The organism is Pirellulales bacterium, from assembly GCA_033762255.1.
Lineage (GTDB): Bacteria > Planctomycetota > Planctomycetia > Pirellulales > JALHPA01 > JANRLT01.
Map to the genome: position 1 here is coordinate 24,049 of JANRLT010000030.1, position 20,333 is coordinate 44,381.

At 56.4% G+C, this 20,333-nt stretch carries 19 protein-coding genes; 9 read left to right on the top strand and 10 right to left on the bottom strand.

Features of this window, described 5'->3' with window-relative positions:
- Window positions 1-18: 18 nt before the first annotated feature.
- On the top strand, window positions 19-1,443 hold the full coding sequence (locus tag SFX18_09245) for an NAD(P)/FAD-dependent oxidoreductase (GenBank protein MDX1963326.1): 1,425 nt from the start codon (window positions 19-21) through the stop codon (window positions 1,441-1,443).
- 38 nt (window positions 1,444-1,481) lie between these two features.
- On the opposite strand, the gene SFX18_09250 is transcribed toward SFX18_09245, so the two are convergent.
- Window positions 1,482-2,402 (bottom strand): hypothetical protein, encoded by a 921-nt coding sequence (locus SFX18_09250; protein MDX1963327.1) that lies wholly within the window; start codon window positions 2,400-2,402, stop codon window positions 1,482-1,484.
- A 122-nt stretch (window positions 2,403-2,524) separates the two neighbouring features.
- On the opposite strand from SFX18_09250, the gene SFX18_09255 reads away from it, so the two are divergent.
- Complete coding sequence (locus SFX18_09255) at window positions 2,525-3,496, top strand: UDP-glucuronic acid decarboxylase family protein (GenBank protein ID MDX1963328.1); 972 nt, start codon at window positions 2,525-2,527, stop codon at window positions 3,494-3,496.
- Here the strand turns inward: SFX18_09255 and SFX18_09260 are convergent.
- The 4 genes from SFX18_09260 to SFX18_09275 form a co-directional block, all read right to left on the bottom strand.
- On the bottom strand, window positions 3,408-3,977 hold the full coding sequence (locus SFX18_09260; protein MDX1963329.1) for a VanZ family protein: 570 nt from the start codon (window positions 3,975-3,977) through the stop codon (window positions 3,408-3,410). The genes SFX18_09255 and SFX18_09260 overlap by 89 nt on opposite strands.
- A 22-nt stretch (window positions 3,978-3,999) precedes the next feature.
- Window positions 4,000-6,435, bottom strand: coding sequence for a YgiQ family radical SAM protein (locus SFX18_09265; GenBank protein ID MDX1963330.1), 2,436 nt, complete (start codon window positions 6,433-6,435; stop codon window positions 4,000-4,002).
- A gap of 9 nt (window positions 6,436-6,444) precedes the next feature.
- Window positions 6,445-7,458, bottom strand: coding sequence for a GDP-mannose 4,6-dehydratase (locus SFX18_09270; protein ID MDX1963331.1), 1,014 nt, complete (start codon window positions 7,456-7,458; stop codon window positions 6,445-6,447).
- A 190-nt stretch (window positions 7,459-7,648) separates the two neighbouring features.
- Window positions 7,649-9,133, bottom strand: coding sequence for a hypothetical protein (locus SFX18_09275; protein ID MDX1963332.1), 1,485 nt, complete (start codon window positions 9,131-9,133; stop codon window positions 7,649-7,651).
- Between the two features lie 294 nt (window positions 9,134-9,427).
- Here SFX18_09275 and SFX18_09280 point away from each other — a divergent pair, with 294 nt between their 5' ends.
- Window positions 9,428-10,444 carry a hypothetical protein gene (locus SFX18_09280; GenBank protein ID MDX1963333.1) on the top strand — a complete coding sequence of 339 codons (1,017 nt, stop codon included), beginning with the start codon at window positions 9,428-9,430 and terminating at the stop codon, window positions 10,442-10,444.
- A 100-nt stretch (window positions 10,445-10,544) separates the two neighbouring features.
- Here SFX18_09280 and SFX18_09285 read toward each other — a convergent pair whose 3' ends face one another.
- From SFX18_09285 to SFX18_09305, 5 genes are all read right to left on the bottom strand, one after another.
- The gene (locus tag SFX18_09285; protein MDX1963334.1) at window positions 10,545-12,038 is read right to left on the bottom strand and encodes a cryptochrome/photolyase family protein; all 1,494 of its coding nucleotides are present in this window, start codon (window positions 12,036-12,038) and stop codon (window positions 10,545-10,547) included.
- A gap of 4 nt (window positions 12,039-12,042) precedes the next feature.
- On the bottom strand, window positions 12,043-12,855 hold the full coding sequence (locus tag SFX18_09290; protein ID MDX1963335.1) for a hypothetical protein: 813 nt from the start codon (window positions 12,853-12,855) through the stop codon (window positions 12,043-12,045).
- 179 nt (window positions 12,856-13,034) lie between these two features.
- On the bottom strand, window positions 13,035-13,772 hold the full coding sequence (locus SFX18_09295; GenBank protein MDX1963336.1) for an SDR family oxidoreductase: 738 nt from the start codon (window positions 13,770-13,772) through the stop codon (window positions 13,035-13,037).
- A 50-nt stretch (window positions 13,773-13,822) separates the two neighbouring features.
- Window positions 13,823-14,284, bottom strand: coding sequence for a hypothetical protein (locus SFX18_09300; protein MDX1963337.1), 462 nt, complete (start codon window positions 14,282-14,284; stop codon window positions 13,823-13,825).
- A gap of 81 nt (window positions 14,285-14,365) precedes the next feature.
- The gene (locus SFX18_09305; GenBank protein MDX1963338.1) at window positions 14,366-14,812 is read right to left on the bottom strand and encodes a DUF393 domain-containing protein; all 447 of its coding nucleotides are present in this window, start codon (window positions 14,810-14,812) and stop codon (window positions 14,366-14,368) included.
- A gap of 138 nt (window positions 14,813-14,950) precedes the next feature.
- Between SFX18_09305 and SFX18_09310 the strand changes: the two genes are divergently transcribed.
- The 6 genes from SFX18_09310 to SFX18_09335 all read left to right on the top strand — a co-directional run bounded on the left by SFX18_09310 (window position 14,951) and on the right by SFX18_09335 (window position 20,057).
- The gene (locus tag SFX18_09310; GenBank protein ID MDX1963339.1) at window positions 14,951-15,385 is read left to right on the top strand and encodes a hypothetical protein; all 435 of its coding nucleotides are present in this window, start codon (window positions 14,951-14,953) and stop codon (window positions 15,383-15,385) included.
- A gap of 107 nt (window positions 15,386-15,492) precedes the next feature.
- Entirely contained in the window at window positions 15,493-16,749 is a 1,257-nt protein-coding gene (locus SFX18_09315) for a tagaturonate epimerase family protein (GenBank protein ID MDX1963340.1), read from the top strand.
- A 183-nt stretch (window positions 16,750-16,932) separates the two neighbouring features.
- Window positions 16,933-17,742 (top strand): sugar phosphate isomerase/epimerase family protein, encoded by an 810-nt coding sequence (locus SFX18_09320; GenBank protein ID MDX1963341.1) that lies wholly within the window; start codon window positions 16,933-16,935, stop codon window positions 17,740-17,742.
- A gap of 43 nt (window positions 17,743-17,785) precedes the next feature.
- Window positions 17,786-18,250 (top strand): RbsD/FucU family protein, encoded by a 465-nt coding sequence (locus tag SFX18_09325; protein MDX1963342.1) that lies wholly within the window; start codon window positions 17,786-17,788, stop codon window positions 18,248-18,250.
- Window positions 18,251-18,317: 67 nt separating this feature from the next.
- Window positions 18,318-19,124 (top strand): SDR family oxidoreductase, encoded by an 807-nt coding sequence (locus SFX18_09330; protein MDX1963343.1) that lies wholly within the window; start codon window positions 18,318-18,320, stop codon window positions 19,122-19,124.
- A gap of 81 nt (window positions 19,125-19,205) precedes the next feature.
- Window positions 19,206-20,057 (top strand): amidohydrolase family protein, encoded by an 852-nt coding sequence (locus tag SFX18_09335; GenBank protein ID MDX1963344.1) that lies wholly within the window; start codon window positions 19,206-19,208, stop codon window positions 20,055-20,057.
- Window positions 20,058-20,333: the final 276 nt, after the last annotated feature.

A 20,333-nucleotide genomic window follows, 5' to 3' on the forward strand; every position in this document is an offset into this window, starting at 1 on the left:
CCCCGTGGCTCCGTGAGTATGTACGATTGCCTGATTATTGGCGCGGGAATGTCGGGCTTGGCGGCGGGGATTCGGTGTGCGCATTTTGGCTTGCGGGTCGCGATTCTCGAGCGGCACACCACGATTGGCGGGCTAAATTCGTTTTATCGCCTAGCGGGCAGAAATTATGATGTCGGCCTGCACGCAGTGACAAATTTCACTCCCCGCGGCACAAAAAAAGGCCCCCTGGCCCGGTTGTTGCGACAACTGCGATTTTCCTGGGAAGATCTGGAACTTGCCCCGCAGTTAGGTTCCGCGATTGCCTTTCCCGATTGTCGCTTGCGCTTTTGTAATGATCCAGCTTTGCTGGTCGAAGAAGTCGCCCATGCCTTTCCCGGCGAAGTGGACGGCCTACGGCGCTTGATGGCGGATCTGCCCGACTATGACGATCTGCGCCCCGAGTTGTCCACCATCAGCGCGCGGGCCCGAGTGGCCGAGTATCTGCGCGACCCGCTGTTGCGGGAAATGCTTTTTTGCCCGCTGATGTACTATGGCTCGGCCCGGGCGCACGACATGGATTGGGGGCAATTTGCGATCATGTTTCGCAGCGTGCTGCTGGAGGGTTTTGCCCGCCCCCGGGATGGCGTGCGTGTTATCCTGAAACTGTTAACCCGCCGCTTTAAGGAATTGGGGGGGGAACTGCGGCTGCGCACGGGGGTGTCAAAAATCAACCTTGTGGAAAATCGCGTGGTCGGCGTGACGCTCGACGATGGGACGCAACTTTCCACAAAGATGGTGCTCTCGTCCGCTGGTTGGCACGAAACCGCGCGGCTGTGCGCGGATATTGGCGATGGCTCTCAAGTCGATACGCGGGACCATTCCCACCCATTGGCCGCCGGTCATCCGGGAGACTTGACATTCATCGAAAGCATCTCGGTCCTGGACTGCCAGCCCCGCGACCTGGGCTATAACGATACGATTGTCTTTTTTAATGATAGCCCGATCTTTGATTATGCCCGTCCATTGTCCGCTCTGGCCGATGTGCGCAGCGGGGTGATTTGCTCGCCCAACAACTATGCCTATGCCGAGGGAGACCTGCCGGAAGGAATCATGCGGATCACGGCCCTGGCAAACTTTGATCATTGGGCGTCGCTGGAACCGGCGGCTTATGCGGGGGCCAAACAAACCTGGTACGAGCAAATGGTCGCCAGCGCGGTCCGTTTTGTACCGGATTTTCGGCCCCGGGTGATCGCCACGGATATGTTCACGCCGACGACAATACGCCGCTTTACCGGCCATGACAATGGCGCGGTATATGGCCTGCCAGAAAAGCTGGCCAGCGGACAAACGCCGATCCCGGGACTTTATGTCTGCGGGACCGACCAAGGCTGGGTGGGGATCGTGGGGAGCATGGTCAGCGGCATCATGATGGCCAACCAATACGCGTTAGCGGCAAGTGGCTAAGGCTTTCTCGGCGAGCAAAGCTCGCCGGTACGTTTATCCTACTTTTTTTGCAGATATTCACCGACCGCCACCAAGCGGCAGCTTCCCACCAATTCTTCCGCTTCGGCGATACGCTGTTGGTCGGAGTCGGCTAGTCGGTTGAGGTATTCGTGCTCGCTGCGGTAATGCAGGTTTTTTCCACCCAAAAACGACTGGCTGGGAATGAGCAGCGTCACTTTGGTCGGTACGGTCCCCTCGGCGGCCAGGGCGGCGTTGACCTGCATCCGGGCAAAGGGGGGCCAACTACGTTTCAAAAGGGCGTTGAGCTGGGCCGAAAGGTCGCTGAACTCGCGATATTGGGCGGGGATGGCTTGCCCTCGCGGCGTAAAGGTTTGCACCTGATAGGTGATGTAGGGGCTTTGAAAGACGCGCTGCGGAACAGGATCCGCGTCCCCTTCGGCGTTAGCGGCGGAAGGAGCGGGGGTGTTTTCAAATTGGCCCGTCAGCAAAAATTTTCGCGCGGGATCGGTGGTTTTTTCCGCTAGCAGTTTAAGATCGACGCAAAATTTTTCCAATTGCGCCGGGGTGATTTCGGCTTTGACGCCTCGTTGTTTATCCAGCAAAATAATTCGCCCCAATCGCGGCGCGTAAAGCGTGATTTCCGAACCTTGTTCTTGAAAATCATAGATTTGCCCGCCGCGAAAAATTGTCAGGTTTTCGGCAAATGGTGTTTCGTCTTTTCCTTGGTAAACGCGCGAATCCACGCGAAAATCATCCGCCTGTGCGTAAACCGCCACGCCCAACCAAAGCGCGAACAGCAACAGACCGCGCCGCGGGGGGAACCAAGTTTGGGGAATCGCTGTCGACATAATTGCCGCCTGGAGGATAATAAAGGGGAGACAACCGGACGCGGGGCCGTCCGGGCCGCGCTGCAATGCCGGGCCAAACTGTACTAAGGGTCGATTGTTGACGTCAAGCACGTTTTTTTGCCAGCGCTGGCCCTGCGCGTGCTAGCACCATCGAGACAAGCGTTATCAGTCGGCGAGGCGCGCATGGTCCGCCGGCCCAGCTTATCACATTTGCCACTTTTCCATTCCCGCACATGTACCTCAAACGGATTTTGGTTACCGGCGGAGCGGGCTTTCTGGGTTCGCATTTGTGCGAACGGTTATTAGACCAGGGACATGATGTTATCTGTCTGGATAATTTTTTTACCAGCCAAAAGTCCAACGTCGCGCACCTGTTGCCACGGCCAAATTTTGAGCTCATCCGCCATGATATCACCATTCCCATCTGGCTAGAGGTCGACCAAATCTATAATCTGGCTTGCCCCGCAGCGCCGGGACATTATCAATTTAATCCCATCAAGACCATGAAAACGTCGGTCATGGGGGCGATCAATCTGCTTGGCATGGCCAAGCGCTGCCGGGCCAAGTACCTGCAGGCCAGCACCAGCGAAGTCTATGGCGATCCCGAAATCCATCCCCAGGTGGAATCGTATCGCGGCTCGGTCAATCCCATCGGTCCGCGGGCCTGTTATGACGAGGGAAAACGGGCCGCCGAGGCCCTCTGCATGGATTATCACCGCATGAACGGCGTGCGGGTCTGCATCCCGCGCATCTTTAACACGTATGGCCCCCGCATGCATCCCTATGATGGGCGGGTCGTGTCAAACTTTATTCGCCAGGCAGTCGCGGGAGAATCAATCACCATTTTTGGCGACGGGCTGCAAACCCGCTCGTTTTGTTATCGGGATGATCTGGTCGAGGGACTCATCCGCCTGATGAACTGCGAAACGGACTATGCGGGACCGGTCAACCTGGGCAATCCCGGCGAATTCACGATCAAGGAATTGGCGGAACTGGTGGGGGAACTGTTGGGCCGGCCCCTCAAGCTGATCCACCAACCCCGGCCGATCGACGATCCCGCGCGTCGGCAGCCGGATATCTCGCTGGCCAAACGCCTGCTCAACTGGGAACCGCGGGTCACTTTGCGCGAGGGGTTGCGGCAGACGATTCAATATTTTCAGGCGTTGGATTTGCGGTTGTATCGACCTCCTTCGCCAAATTTTTAGTAAATTTTTCCCGCCAATTATAGCGCAGGCGCTTCCAATTGGTGGACATGCGCGGCAGGGGTATCCCCGGGGGCGTGGTCGACGAAAGCCAATCCGGTCCCGTCCGCCATATGAGCCAGACCACTAGCAATCCGCTGATAATACCGGCCACGTCAAACAACCAATCGACCACGTCGGCATGTCGGCCCACGGGAATCTGGGTGATTTCATCCAGTGCCGCGTAAGCGATCAAAATCCCGCCGAGCGCCAAAAATTGTGCCAGGGTGGGCATGCGGCCCCAGGACCACCAGGCACCGGCAATCAGGCCCAACCCCCCATAGGCTAGAAAATGCAGCACCTTGTCCTCATCCAGGGGAAGGTTCCAAGAGCTGCCCAAGCTAGCGGGGAGCGCGATATGGGTCAGCACGAATTGCGTCAGGACGTAGAGCCCCAGGATGATGCCACTGACAGTCATCAGCAATCGGGCGGTGGTGAAGCGCATGGAAAGGGGTGGGCTGAGGAGACTATTTCCCGCCCCGGTTGGGTCGTCGCTGCGTTTTACGATGGGGGCGGTAACCGCCGGCCGCGGCTGATGGAGTGGTTCGCGACGCGAGACCGCCACCCGTTTTTTCGCCTGGGCCGCCGCGAATGTGATCGCCAGAGGTTTGCTCGCGCAGGTCCTGATTGGCTTTTTTGCGTCGCTGGTTGAGAGCCTCTTTGGGAGCGCGGGCCGGGATCAAGCAATCACAGCCATCGCCAATCAAATCTTGCCTCCCCGCCTGCTCCAGGGCCTGCCGCACTTCAAAATAATTTTCCGGCTTAAAAAACTGCAACAACGCCCGCTGGAGCTTGCGGTCGCGCAGATGCTTGGCAATGGCCACTGGTTTAAGCGTAAAGGGATCCAGCCCCGTGTGGTACATGCACGCGGCAATGTCAAACGGACTGGGGATAAAGTCCTGCACCTGGTCCGGTTGATAATGATTACGCTTGAGGAACAACGCCAAATCGATCATCGCCGCCAGATCGCTGCCGGGATGGCTGGCGATGAAATACGGCACCAAATACTGCTTTTTGCCCACGGCCGCGCTGGCGGATTTGAACTCCTTTCCAAACTCCACAAAGTCCTCAGCGCTGGGCTTTTTCATCAGATCCAGCACGGCGGGGCTGGTGTGTTCCGGCGCGACCTTGAGGTACCCCCCCACATGATGTTGCGCCAGTTCCCGCATATACACCGGATCACGACGGGCCAGATCCATGCGAATGCCGCTGGCGACCAGCACCTTGCGCACGCCAGGTTCTGAACGGGCGTCGCGCATCAATTGGACCAGCGGCCCATGATCCGTCCCCAAGAGCTTGCAAATCGTGGGGTGCACGCAACTCAGTCGGCGGCATTTGGCCTCGACTTCGGGACGGGTGCATTGCATTTCGTACATATTGGCGGTCGGTCCGCCAATGTCGCTAATCACACCGGTAAAGTCGGGCTCGGCGGCCATTTTGCGTATTTCCGCTATTACGGAATCCGCCGAGCGGCTTTGGATGATGCGCCCCTCGTGGGCGGTGATACTACAAAAGGTACAGCCGCCAAAGCAGCCGCGCATGATCTGCACGCTAGTGCGAATCACATCCCAAGCGGGGATTTTCTGGCCGCCATAGGCGGGATGGGGCCGCCGGGTAAACGGTAAGCCGTACACGCGATCCATCTCGGACTGTAACAGCGGATACGCGGGGGGATTGACCACCACCGCCTCCGCCCCGTCATATTGCACCAGCCGTTTGGCATTGTACGGATTGGTCTCTTGGTGGCTGATCCGCGTCATCCGACAAAATTCCAGCGGATCACTTTGGACCGTCCGGACATCGGGCAAACGGATCGTGCCGGGCCAGAGGTTGTCTGAACTGGTTGGGCGAGGGGGATGGAGGGATGAGGTAGATTCGTAGCGAGTGGAACTCGCCGGTACGGGGGATTCGCGGCGAGTGGAACTCGCCGCTACGGGAGGTACTGGGCGAGAAAAACTCGCCGTTACGGGGGGAGCAGGGGGAGTGGAATTAGCCGGTACTGGGGACTCGCGGCGAGTAAAACTCGCCGTTACAGGGGGAGTGGAATTTGCCGGTGCTGGGGATTCGCGGCGAGTAAAACTCGCCGTTACGGGGGAAAGATCTTCAGCAAAGGCCGCCGCCGCTTTGGCCCCCAGTCGATACGCCACACCGCGAATATCGTGGCATTCGGCCACGCTTTTTCCCGCGCGCAGCCGCGCTGCAATTTCCAGAATCGGCCGCTCCCCCATGCCAAAGACCAACAAATCCGCCTTACAATCGAGTAAAATCGGCCGCCGCACTTTGTCCGACCAGTAATCATAATGCGCTAACCGCCGCAAACTGGCCTCCACGCCCCCCGCGATGATTGGCACTCCTTTGTACGCCTCCCGGGCTCGCTGGCAGTACGCCAAGGTTGCCCGGTCGGGCCGCCGACCAATGGCGCCTCCGGGAGAGTACGCGTCGTCATTACGGACCTTGCGATTGGCCGTATAATGATTGATCATCGAGTCCATGTTTCCAGCGCTGATGGCAAAAAACAGTCGCGGCTGGCCAAACTCGCGCCAGGCGTTGCATGTCTGCCAATCCGGCTGGCTCAGAATTGCCACCCGCAGCCCTTCGCTCTCGAGCAGTCTCCCCACCAATGCCATGGCAAAGCTGGGATGATCCACATAAGCGTCCCCGGTCACAAAGACGACATCCACCTCGTCCCAGCCCCGGGCCTGCATCTCTGTCCGGTTCATCGGCAATGGCTGGGTTGCCGCTAGTGCCAGCGGAGTCCCCGGTCGCTCAATCGAAAAAAAATCCCCCCGGCTGCGCGCGGGATGGGGAGCTTCTGTCCCGCTGGAAGGGGAATTGCCGCGGCTTCCACCGTCGGCGGCGGAAGTATCGGCAAGAATCGGCAGTTGAAAGGGGAGTGCTGGCATAGTGGCCAATTATATCTCGCCCAAGTCCAGCCGGTCGGCTAATTCTTGATTTTGCCGGTACCACTCGACCGTGCGGCGCAGCCCCTCGGCCAGGGGAACCGTGGGCCGCCAATCCAGCAGCTTCTCTGCTTGGCCAATATTTGCCCAAGTGGCGGGCACATCGGCGGGATGCGCGGGTTTAAAGACCAGTTGGGGAGTTTTATCCAGCAATTTGGCCAATTCGTAAATGACATCCAGCAATTTGGCCGGTTCATCCCCACCCAGGTTGATGACCTGATAGCCTAGGGGACGGGCGGCGGCCACGGTTCCCCGGGCGATATCCTCGACAAAGGTAAAGTCGCGGGATTGGCTCCCATCGCCAAAGACGGTAATCGCCTCGCCGCGGGCGATCCAACGGATAAACCGAAAGACGCTCATGTCGGGGCGGCCCGCCGGGCCATAGACCGTGAAATACCGCAGGACGGTGATATCCAGTTTGTGCAGGTGATGGTAGGTGTAGGCGATGGCTTCGGCCGCTTTTTTCGAGGCGGCATACGGCGAGAGAGGACAGTTGGTATCGGCATCCTCGGCAAAGGGAATCGGATTTTTGCCGCCGTACAGGGATGACGTGGAAGAGAGCACAAACTTTTTTACCCCGAATTTGCGACATAACTCCAGCAAATTCAGCGTGCCGTCCGTGTTCACTTTGAAGTAAATCCAAGGATCACGGACCGAGGGACGAACCCCCGCGCGCGCGGCCAGATTCAGCACCGCGGCAAAGGGAACACCGCTGGCTGCGGAGGGGGCGGCGGCGTATTGCTCAAAAAGTGTTTTTACGGCAAAAAAGTCGCTAATATCAGTCGGAAAATAATGAAAGTGGGGGTGCTGGCGCAGTTGGGCCAGCCGCCATTCCTTAAGCTGGGGATCATAAGCGTCACTCAGGTTATCAATCCCGACGACGGTTTCCCCCTGGTCGAGCAAGATTTTACAGACATTGGAGGCGATAAAACCCGCCGCCCCTGTCACTAAAAATGGAAGAGCCATACCTTAGACCCAATAAATCCCCGTAAAAAACAGGCCACCAGCCCCACGCCGCCGCAAAAGACCGTTAGTTTATCCTAACCTGCGGGGGGCCAATCCGATAGGTGGCGGGGGATGCCTTCAAGAGTGGGATTTTCCCTCGGCTGTTACAATTTTTTGAATTTTTCACGCGGATTTGACAATTCATCACCACTTACCGCCGCACTGCCCCGCTCGCGCGGGGATCAGCGGCTTGCAGGCTATTTTCTAGCCAACGCCGCACATTCTCATCCCCTTCGGAAGCTTGACGCTCCCGCAACCACTGCCTGGTTACCGCATCCGGAGCCGTACATAGCCAGGAATAAGACGCTTTACGTACTTCCGGCGATGGATGCTGGGAGAACACCCGCAGCCATAACGCGGGATCGATCTCGGTTTGGCTAGGCAGGTTTTGCACCTTGGCGATGACTTCGCTGGGTTTGCCACAACAATACAGTTCCCACAAAGCGATCTCCGCTGGCAGCCACCCCTGCACCTGATAGGCGTTGCCCAAGGTCGCCCGATCCCCTTGAGTGGTCTCCCGCCAGCGTTCTATCGCCGATACAAGTCGCAGTAATGGGGCCACGTCCGCTATCGTGCGCGGAGGAGGAGGAATGTCATTCTGCCCTCCCGTCGCCGCGGTTAATAAACCAGGTTCAGCAATTGCCGTTCGGTCTGGTGGCGATGTAGTCTCGGGAAGGGCCGGAGAAGTGGCTGCTTCGGCTAATCCTGAATCTTGATCACTTGAATTCTGATCATGGGTTAAGGCAATACCGGCATCATTGTTGATAGGGTTTCCCAACACTAAGGGTGCATTGGCGGCAAATGCAGGCAAAGGGGAGGGGGCCTGGGCAGTTCCTGACCCCGCATCTCCATTTTTACTGAACTGTGCCTTTCTTTCATTCATTCCAGTATCCGCAAACTCACCCGTTCCGTCATTGGGGAGTAATTCCCCGATAGACTGAGTGCTTTTAAGGGAAGATTCCTCGAGCAACAGCTGCGGTTCGGCAATATCGGTTTCTGGCTGGCTTACCGGGGGATGGTTAGCAAGTAGGGTTGCGGTTTCGGTCCTCCAGTTAAGTAACCATTTTTCCGCTAGGTAACGAGACTCTGTTACGGTTTGCGCAGACGCGGGCAAGCGACTCACAGCCAGCCATAAATCCACATGCGCGTTCCAGTCAGAGCGTTCCCCGGGCGGAATTTTGGACAAGTGATTCGGCAATTCCGCTAGCAAGCTGGCAAAATCCGCCGGCAAAGCCAAATGCTCCCGTTGCCAGGTTAATAACGTTTCTTCCCAGGTATTACGTGCCGCCTGGCGTAACGGTAACTCTTGATGGCCTAAAAAATTTAGCGCGTAATGTCTGCCCGCTGCCCCAGAGTCCAATAACTCTCGCAGGGCCCGGGGGTATTCTCCACTGGAAAATCCAGGTATTTGTGATGCAAATCGCTGGGCTCGATCCCACGGAGCGTAGGTTTCATAGACCAGGGTTCCTCCTCCCGCAACCAATAATCCCGCGCAACAGATTAGTCCCCACAGTTCCCGCCGTAAAAATTTGGGGGGAGTTTCAGACCGCGGAGAGACACCCAAGGCGCTCGCGGCCAAAGCGGTCGCCGCGCTTTTAGCCGTGACTGACTGAGGGGGAGAGAGTGCGGGTTTCATGGCTGGCAAGAGATGGGTGGCAAGTTTTGCAATATTTCCAAATTGCCCAGGCTTCCCAGGCTGGCTGAATTGTGGCAAGTCTGGACTGGCTGAGGGAAAAATCGGCGGATTATCCCCGCCGGGTCAACTTCTAACAAGAGCATTTGTAAGGAGTTACGGCGGAAAGTCGCGGTTGAAGGGAAAAAGGTTATGGTCCCCGCGCGCGGCTGGCCGAATAAACCTCAAAGACGGCTTGACCGTCAGAGTTTGACTGTGGCTTGTCTACGATGGTTGTTGCCTGTTCCGGGGGGGATTATGGCATTGTCGGACTATTACGCGCGGTTGCGCGCCTGGGGATGTGTGTGGGTGCTCGGCTGTTACGCGGCGGGACTCTCGTTACCAGTATTAAATGCCGCGACTCCCGCCGAAGATCCACGGGTTGCCACGACCAGCGCCGCGGCGCGGGATGCCGCCACCAAGGTGCTCACCTCCATCCGATTTACTCCCGCGGCACAAAAAAAAGTCTCTTCCGTGCTCGAAGACGTCAGCCTGTACCGCCGCTTACCCCGGCAAACCATTGATTGCGAACCTGATTTGTACTTGCATCTCATTCGAAATCCCGAGTTGGTGGTCAATATGTGGACCACGCTGGGCGTGACAAAAATGGTCATGGATCGCGTGGGGCAAGGAGTTTTTCAGGTCCAGGATGGTGAAGGGACCAAAGGATCGGTCGAGCTATTGGCCAGCAGCGATGAGTTGCAGGTGATTTATTCGGAAGGGTCCTACACCGGGCCATTGTATCCGCGCACCGTGCGGGGGAGGTCGTTGATTTTGCTGCGCAGCAAATACCATAGCGACGCCCGTGGGCGGATGCTGGTGAGCAGTGATTTGGACTTTTTTCTGGCGATTGAAAATTTTGGCGTGGATTTGGTCGCCCGGACGTTTGCCCCGTCGATTGGCAAGGCGGCGGATCATAATTTTGCCGAAACGGCCCTTTTTGCCAGTAAATTGTCCCGTACGGCCGAAACCAACGAACCAGCATTGATCCGCCTAACGGAAAAACTGCAGCGAGTTACCCCGGAGAGCAAAGAGAATTTTTTGCGCGTTGCCAGTTTGGTCGATGACAAACTGGCGGCGGTGCGGGCAGACACGGAACAACGCCAACAAGAGCAAGTCAGCGCAGCGCAACAGGCCGCGTCAGGTTCACCGGTTGTAACTCATTCATCAAACGCCACGGTTCCACGACAGCCAGCGGGGCGTATCCAACCGGTTCGGACACAGTCCCCTCCCGGTCACCGCGCGGCCAAACCCCCCGTACCGGGGCGGAAATAAATGTGCTTTGCGCCTTGCAACTAATGTGGCACAGTGTCTCAACAGCCGTAGTACCAACAAAGGATATTGCTTTGAATGGCACCTTGAGATTCTGCCCCGGTTAAGTAACTCGGTGGTGCAGTCGTGCCAAATACTCATCCGCCACGCGCAAGTGATTCGCCAGCTTGGGTCCCATTTTGTCCAACTGGCTGGACATAACGGACATTCGCGGATTCGCGTTAAAGAAATTTCGATGTTTATGAATAAACCGCCAATACAGGGCATCCCAAATCGGGCACCAGACCCCTTTCTTAAAATTGCTCATTTTTAATACATAACTGGATCCACTGAGGTATGGCTTGGTCGTGATCAAGCCCCCATCCGCGTGCTGGCTCATGCCGTAGATATTGGGAACCATCACCCAATCGTACGCGTCGATAAACAGTTCCATGAACCATTGATAAATGGCGTCCGGGTCAATCTCACATAACAGCATAAAATTGCCCAGGATCATCAACCGCTCGATATGGTGGCAATACGCGTGCCGCAGCACCCGCTGAATGACCATGTCAACCGGTTCGATCCCGGTGGTGCCGTCATAAAACGCCGCGGGAAGGGGTCGCGTGTGTTCCCAATAATTTCGCGTCCGCTGGCGACGCCCATATAGGAGATACACCCCCCGCATGTATTCCCGCCAGCCAATGATCTGCCGAATAAAACCCTCGAGCGAATTCAGCGGTACATCATCCAACCGCGCCAGCGCCGCATCCAGGACCTCTTTTGGCGTTAATAACCCGATATTCAACGCGGGCGTAAGGACGGAGTGAAACAAAAACGGCTCGGTGGAGTGGATTGCGTCCTCGTATTCGCCAAAATTCGCAAAACGCTGGTCCAGAAAATCCCGCAATCCCGCCTGGGCCTGCTGTGCCGTGACAGGATATGCAAAGTCCAGCCATCGACCAGGTGCCTGCGGAAACTGTTTGGCCAGTTCCGCCTGTGCCGCCCGGACATGGGGTGTGGCCGCTTGCACGGGCATCTCCGGTATCGTCATACCCCGTGGCAGTTTGCGGCGATTTTCGGTGTCAAAGCTCCACTTGCCTCCTACTGGCGTCCCTTTTTTATCAAGCAGCACCCCCAAGCGCCGCCGCTGGGTGATATAAAACTCGGTAAAGAAAAGTCTTTTTCTGGGCGTGCGGGAACTGGACGAGGGTTGGGCAAACGTGGCAAATTCCTCGCGGGAGGTCAAAAAGTGCGGATCGGGTAGTAATCGGCAGGCAATCCCCACGGCGGCAAGCGCGGTCGTTAGACGTTGCTCAAGCCAGTCATCGCAGGGATTCAATAGCTGGGCCGTAGTGACTCCCCGCTTTTTTAGCAGCAGCGCCAGATCACCCGTGGCGGCCAATTGGTCACAGGGAATGATTTCGACTATGTGACCAGACTGGCGTAATGTATCCGCATAATGTCGCAGACTGGCGCGGTGTAGCACCAGCTTTTGGGCGTGAAAGGGATACTGCCGAAAGAAGAGCGGGTCCTCCACCAACACGCAAAGATCTGCTCCGGCTAATGCGGGTTGCCGCGCATACAGTTGGTGCGGATAAATGAGCGCGGCCAGCATAAAGTTAGATTCCTCTGGTTTTGTCAAACAGCAGCCACGCTATGGGGACCAGACACAACCCCGCCAGCAATAGCAAGGTTCCTCCATATAAATCCAGATCCAGGCGGCTCCGTCCCAGGGCCGTTGTCCAGACCGCCTGGACTAATAAAAGTCCCTGTGCGACAACCAGCGCGGCCAGGATTTCCTTTCTGCGGGGAACTTGCCATCGTCGCAAGACCCAGGCAACCGCCGGAAAAATTTGAATGGCATGTAGGGCCACACCGTGGGGGTATTTTAGCACGCCCGCGGAGCCATAAATTTCCGGCGGTGAACCGCGCTGAATGTTGGCTTGACCTATTGCGGTAATCACAAAACCCAAGATGCAGGAAAAGAGCAGATACCACAAACCCGCGCGCAGCGCAAGCTCCATAGCCGGATCAAGCGACAACGGCTGGCAACTACGCCACGCTAGCCAACCAATTCCCAGAGTCACGATGGCGATAAGCGCCAGCATGGCAGACTCTATCCCGGTATCCAGCGGCGTGGCATGGTTAAAGTGTGAAGGGACACCCCGCCAATATTGCAGCGTAATGAGGGCTACTTCCACAAAGAGGCACAACGGCATGATGACCGACCAGCACCTATCGCCCGTTCGAGTGGGAAGTTTTGACATGACCCAGGCTAACGACCAGACGGTAACACCCGCGGAAATACCAAACAGCGCGGGCTTGCGGGGAGAGACCGCCCCTTCCCAGTCGTAGCCGCCAACGAGCCAGATGGCCAAATGGAGCAAGCCCCCCAGAATCAGTACTGCGCCGATCCCTTTTGCCAGTGTCATAAAAATCGATCACAGTTTAACCCGCAATCCAAGGATGATCGCTAAAGCTTTTGGTCAACAAGGATGAATCGGGCCGTTGGCCCGCAAAGGATCAATCCCCGTTATCCCGCAACAGATTTGGCACACGATAATAATTTGCATAGCACGTTAAAATTATAAATTAGCAATATGGATATAGTTTACTTTTTTCTTGCCAATACATGGCCCAGACCCCCATCCACGCCGATCACCTGTCCCGTAATAAAGGAGTTGGTAGGATCGAGTAGCCACGCGATCAGATTGGCCACATCGGCTGGTTCGCCCAGCTTGCCCAAGGCGTGCATTTCTTGGGAAGCCGCGGCAGAGGCGGGATTGGACCAAATGCGGCGGGTCAATTCGGTGCGGGTCAGTCCGGGGCTGACCACGTTGACGCGGATTTGCTGAGGGGCATAGGTTGCCGCGGCCGAACGCGCCAGGGAGATGACACCCCCTTTGGCCGCGGCGATCGCCTCGTGGTTGGATATGCCGATTTCCGCGGCTGCGGACGCCACCAATACGACGGAGCCACCCCCTTCACGCATGAGCTTTCCCGCGGCCCGCACCAGGGCAAAGGAGCTAAACAAATTCGTCTCCACCGTCTGGCGAAATTCCTCGTCGCTGGTTAGATGCGCGGGTTTGAGGATGAGTGAACCGATGCAGTTGGCCATCCCCGACCACGGGCCCGACTGTTCGGCATGATGGCGCAGCACATCTTCTAATTCTTGCGAGTTATCTAGGTTGACTGCTTTCCACGATTGGCCAATTTCCTGTCCCAATGCGGCCAATTTGCCGCTATCCCGGCCCAGCATGAGAACTTTGTGGCCGGCGAGCGTCAACTGGCGGGAGAGCGTCGCGCCAATCGTGCCGCTGGCTCCTAAAATGGCATAATTTCCGGGCATGGATTTGCTGGTAATCGTTAAAGTTAATGAAATAGTTAAAGCGGCGGGAATCAGTATGCCAACGAGCTATTAGCACTTAACACCGTGTGGCAAAAGTGTAATATGAATCCCCCGCGCACTGTCCAAGCGATCGTGCGAAGCCAGTTGGATTGGACCAGCCAGCGCAGTCGGCGGACGTCATAACCGCGACTTAGCGACTGATGCAGGGGCATTTGCAAAAAGGCCGTCGACAGCCAAATCACCACCAAGAGCACCAGGGCCGCCATATAAATGACATTTGTCCAAAGTGTCGGTTGCCACGCCAAAAGCCAGCCGGCGGTCAGTCCCTCGAGCAGCATGGGGCCGGACACAACTAGCGACGTGCGCGACTGGTGCGCGGTTTCATAAGCGCAAAATTCCCGCTCTCCCACCGCGGCCAAGAGCGGATAATGGACGATCTGCACAAACCAGATCAAGCCCGTCATAAACAGCGTGCAGGCCAAATGCAACAACAAAATCCCGCTTTGATCCATCAGCGTTTTCCCCCAAGATTTAACAAATTCAAATGATTCACCGCATCGGACTGGAAATGCAGTTCCGCGGCCAACTTGTTGTTAGTGCCCTGCCGGGGAGGAAGGAGCTTCCTTCGTCCGCAGCACGCACTTGCCGTCTACGCACTGGCTCCCTGTTAAAAACTGCCTCCCTGTCAGCCACAACCGATTCCGGGCAAAGACCCAATAACCTAGATCCAGCGCTTGCCGGATCACTGGCCAGCGCGACAACCAGACCAGCCAACCAAATCCCACCGCCGCATACAGTCGGCGAAACACCTCTACCCCGACGATCATCTGGCCGTCCGGCGTCCGACCATGAATCTGTGCCATCAACTCTTCCTGGGTTTTACCCAAGTCGGTCGCATTAAAATCAGAAGCCTCGATATCCGTAAAGAGGATTTTTTCATTTTTGTCCCAACGGCGCAGCATGTTGATTTCCCGTAGACAAAGCGGACAACCCCCATCGAAAAACACCTCGATTTCATTAGGTCTGGCGGCTAGTCTCATGGTAAATGAACCTGGAATGATGCAATGTTAAAAAGAGCGGGAAATTGCGGTAATATCTTTACAACCACTTGTAGTTATAGGCCCCGCGACTAGCCAGGGGAGTTCAAGCTTCACTTCATCCTATCTTACCGCAACTCCATGACACACATTCACCGCCCGCCAGCCCCCCGCTGGATGTTCTGGTTATTACTCTTGGCCGGGATATACAACCTAGCCTGGGGCACTTTTGTGATTTTGTTCCCGTTGGTCCCGTTTGGCTGGCTCCAGTCTCCCTTGCCGAATTACCCCAGCCTAGTCCAATGCATCGGCATGATTGTGGGAGTGTACGGGATAGGCTATATCCTGGCCGCTTATGACCCAGCCCGGCACTGGCCAATCGTATTGGTCGGTTTATTAGGCAAGATTTTTGGGCCTATCGGGTTTCTCTGGGCAGCGGGCAACGGGGAATTTCCTTGGTGGGCCGGCCTGACAATTTTGACCAATGATCTGCTCTGGTGGGTGCCGTTTGGGCTGATTTTGGCGTGGACGTGGCGGCAGGAATACACCCCTCAAGATGCGCGGCAGACGGGATAATGGGCTTATACCCCCCGCTTGGCTCAAAATTGCGGAAATGTTACGCTAGCGACAGTTTTAAGCAAAATAATCTGTCATAACCAAGCGCACTTTGCCGCGCTCCGCCCATGTTACAGCTAGAAAAACTTTCTTTTGGCGTGGGGGATCGTTTTGCCCGCCAAGCCGTCCCGCAACTTCGGGCTTTCCAGTTATTGGCAAAAGAGGGCGTGTCAGTCACGCCCGTCTGGAATAAATCAAACCGCGAGCATAGCTTTGTGGGGAGCCAGCCCGCCAGCGTCCGCACGGCCGCCCAGCAAGCCATCACCGCTCTTGGCTGGTCGCGACCGTGGCATGTCGATGCCGATCATATTCGCTTGGACACTGTGGAGCGGTATTTGGACAGCGCGGATTTTTTTACCTTGGATGTGGCGGATGCCATTGGCCAACCGGCGGCGGCCTCGGATGTTGCGGCTTTTGTCCGTCGTCATCCCGAACTGGTGGGACAAGTGGAAATCGCCGGCTTGCCCCAGCCGTTTGATTTATCACAAGGGGAAGTTGAACGAATCGCGGGCAAGTATCTGTTGGCGGTGCAAACCGCCGGGCGGATTTATCGCCGGATCGCGGCGGCCAAAGGGGAGGATGGCTTCATCGCCGAAATATCGGTTGATGAAACGGATACCCCCCAGACACCCCCCGAGTTGCTAGTCATTTTGGCGGCGGTTGCCGAGGAAAAAATCCGGCTGCAAACCATCGCCCCCAAGTTCACTGGCCGGTTCAACAAAGGTGTTGATTACGTGGGAGATGTGGCGCAGTTCGCGCGGGAATTTAGCGCGGATTTGGCCGTTATCGCCCATGCGAGCAAGCAATACGGCCTCCCCGCAAATCTAAAATTGAGCGTGCATAGCGGGAGCGATAAATTCCAACTTTATCCCGTGATCCGCCAGGCCCTGGTCGCGACAGGCGCGGGGGTTCATGTCAAAACCGCCGGGACGACATGGCTGGAGGAGTTGATTGGACTAGCCGCAGCGGGAGGGGACGCGCTGGACTTTACCAAGGAACTTTATGCCGAAGCCCTGGCCCATCAACGGGAATTGTGTGCGCCGTATGCCAGTGTGATCGACATTGATCCCGCGTTGCTCCCCAGTGTTATAACTGTGGAGAAGTGGTCGAGTGAGGAATTTACCGGGGCGTTGCGGCATATTCCCGGCCATCCCCTCTTTAACCCGCATGTGCGGCAGCTTTTGCACGTGGCATTTAAGCTGGCGGCACAGGCCGGCAACCGTTATTACGACTTATTGAGCGCAAATGCCGAGATCGTGGGAAAAAATGTGACCGAAAATCTGTATCAGCGGCATTTACGTCCGTTATTTGGCCAAGCACAATAAGAGCGACCCTCCAATCTAATATAAATTGTAAAGCTTTTACTCTTTGCAAAGAATGTCGTTGTCAGATCCGATTGCGGGCCACAGGCCCGACCTATCCCAGCCTAGGGCAAGCGCAGCGTCGCCCTAGGTTCTGTGCCGCAGCATCCCCAATTACAGTAATTTAAATCTTACCTTTTCACCCGCATGCGCACCGCTATCACAATCTGCCTGGTTCCCGAAGCGCGGGAGGGACCGTTTGTCTTTCATGATGGGTTGGCGGATGGATGCGCCCGCGCGGCCAAACATGGCTTTGACGGTGTGGAAATTTTTCCCCCCGCGGCCGCGGCGATCTCTGTCGTGGACCTGAAAAAACTGTTGCGGAGGCATGAGCTACAAGTCGCCGCGTTTGGCACGGGAGCGGGATGGCTGCGGGAACGCCTGACCCTGACTTCGCCCCATAAGGCCACCCGGCAAAAAGCAGTACGCTTTATTCAGGAAATGCTGGAACTGGGGGGAAAGTTTGGGGCAGCGGTGATTATTGGCTCGATGCAAGGACGCGTGGAGCCAGAAGTCGAGCGCGCCGTGGCCCTGGATTGGCTGCATGATGGCTTGGCGAGCCTCGCGGACATAGCCGCTCAGCATAGTGTTACGCTTTTGTACGAACCGCTCAACCGCTACGAGACAAATCTCTTTAACCGGCTGGCGGATACCGCCCAATGGCTGCAAACCAGGGAACTGGTTGGGGTAAAAATCCTCGCCGATATGTTTCACATGAATATCGAGGAAGCAAACTCCGCTTTGGCCATTCATAGCGCAAAAAGCTTAATTGGGCATGTGCATTTTGCCGATTCCAACCGCCGCGCGATGGGATTTGGCCACACCAAGTTCAAAACGCTGGTTTCCGCGCTCCACAAGATCGGGTACGATGGCTATCTTTCCGCCGAGATTTTTCCCTGGCCTGATAGTTCCGCCGCCGCCAAGCAAACCATGACCGCCCTGCGGCAAGTGTTGTAATCACAGGTTGGGATAGGCGGATCGGCTCATTATTTGTTCTACATTGTCCAAACCGCTTGCAGATATGCTCAAAACACCGCTCCTTCATCCCGACATTTTGCGAGTTGCCGCCCGGGCGGGACATCACGCCAAAATTTTGATCGCTGACGGCAATTATCCCGCCTCGTCCAAGATCGGCCCCCGCGCGGAACTTATCTGCTTGCAGCTTTCACCGGGGATTCCCACCGTCGCTCAGGTGTTGCGGGCACTTTTAGCCGTGCTGCCGATTGATCATGTCAATACGATGGGAATCGACCCCAGCGATCCGTATGCCGCCGCCGGTGATCCCCCGGTCTGGGCCGAATACCGCCAAATTTTAACTGCCAGCGGTTCGGCGGTGACTTTGGAACCGATTATCAAGTGGGACTTCTATGCCGCGGTACAGTCCGTGGATCATGTCCTAACCATCCAAACAGCCGATCAAGCCCTCTGGGCGAACCTGCTGTTAAGCGTCGGCGTGCGTGTTTAGTAGGAAGTTGGTAAATATTCCTGTCTTCATTTGTAATTCGTAATTTGTAATTTGTAATTAACTCACAATGAACTTGTTTGATCTATCCAACGATGTCGCTGTGGTTGTCGGGGCGACGGGTGCTCTAGGTGGAACGATTGCCGCGGGCTTGGCCGCCGCCGGGGCCAAGAGCGCCATCTTGGGCCGTAATGTCGAGCGGGGAAGGGCGCGCATTGCCGCGATTCGCTCTGCCGGGGGGACAGGCGAATTTTTTGCCGCCGATGTCACCCAAATGGCCGACCTGCGGGGAGCGCATCAAGCAATAGAGCAGCTTTTTGGGCCCCCCACGATCTTGGTCAATGCCGCGGGGGGAAACGATCCCCGGGTAACCGTCCAGCCCGAACGCAAATTTGAAGATATTTTGCCGGACGATTGGCGAAGCGCGTTTGATCTGAATCTGGTGGGGGGCGTGCTCTTGCCTTGCCAGGAATTTGGAGCCGCCATGGTTCGCCGCCAGCGCGGTTGTGTTATTAATATCGCCAGTGTGTCCGCGCATATTCCATTATCACGGGTGGTCGCCTATTCCGCGGCCAAGGCCGCCGTGGTCAGCCTAACGCAGTTTCTGGCCCGCGAATGGGCGACCGCCGGCGTGCGGGTCAATTCCATCACGCCAGGGTTTTTTCCCGTCGAACAAAACCGCGCCTTGTTGTTTCAGGCCGATGGCACACCTAACGAACGGACCCGCGCGATCTGGGGACATACGCCGATGGGCCGATTTGGCGAGCCACGGGAACTGATCGGGGCGGCGATCTTTTTGGCCAGTCAGGCCGCGGCGAGCTTTGTCACGGGAATTGATTTGCGGGTGGATGGGGGATTTCTTTCGCAGACTATTTAACGACGGGAACCCGGATAAATTGCCTATTTTTTACCTACAAATACTTTTTTTATTTTACCACGATGATGACAGGCATCACCCATGCGTATTGACGCGCATCAACATTTTTGGCGATATGATCCGGCGGAATATCCGTGGATTGGGGCCGATTGGCCATTGCGGCGGGACTTTTTGCCCAAGGATTTGCAGCCGGAACTGGCGGCGTGCAAACTGGATGGCTGTGTGGCCGTGCAAGCCCGGCAGACGCTGGCGGAATCACGCTGGCTGCTAGAACTAGCGGAGCAACATGACTTTATCCAGGGCGTGGTCGGCTGGGTCGATTTACGTTCGACAGGGTTGGAATCGCAACTGCGGGAATTTGTCCCGCATCCCAAATTCGTGGGCGTTAGGCATGTCGTCCAAGATGAGCCGGATGATAACTTTATGTTAGGGACCGAGTTTCAGCGGGGTATCGCCGCGCTGGAGGATTTTGGCCTGACGTATGACCTGCTGGTGTTTCCCCGGCAGCTTCCCGCGGCAAATCAACTGGCGCGAAATTTTCCCCGGCAGCCCTTGGTGCTGGATCACATTGCCAAGCCCCCCATCGCGCGCCGGTTGCAGCCTAGTCAGCCGGAATTTATCGAGTGGAGCACGCAAATCCGTCGGTTGGCGGAATGTGAGAACGTGTTTTGCAAGCTGTCGGGTATGGTGACCGAGGCGGATTGGCACAACTGGGAAGCGGCGGACTTTGAGCCTTATTTGCGCTTGGTCGTACAGGCCTTTGGCCCGGAGCGGCTGATGTATGGGTCGGACTGGCCGGTCGCGCTCTTAGCCGGAAGTTATGCGCGGGTGTATGTGTTAACGCACGACTATGTGGCGGGACTGGGAGAACAGGCGGAGAAAAAAGTTTTTGGCGAAAACACGATGCGGTTTTATGGGTTAGAGCGTTCTTAGCCCGCAGCGTCAGCCAGGAACAACACTTCAGCCCGCAGCGTCAGCAAGGGACTGAAAGACTTTTATCACGGAGGCACGGAGGAAATTCAGAGCAGCACAGAGAAGAGTTGTTATCATTCATAGTAAATGGAATTGCATCTATCGAATGTTCAATATTTCAAATTTTGGATTTCAGATTTTCATGTTACTATGTCTGATCCGTGCCGATCAGTCCAATCAGTATGATCTGTGTTCCAATCCCGCTGCTCCATGCCCCTCGGTATTCACTCCGTGACT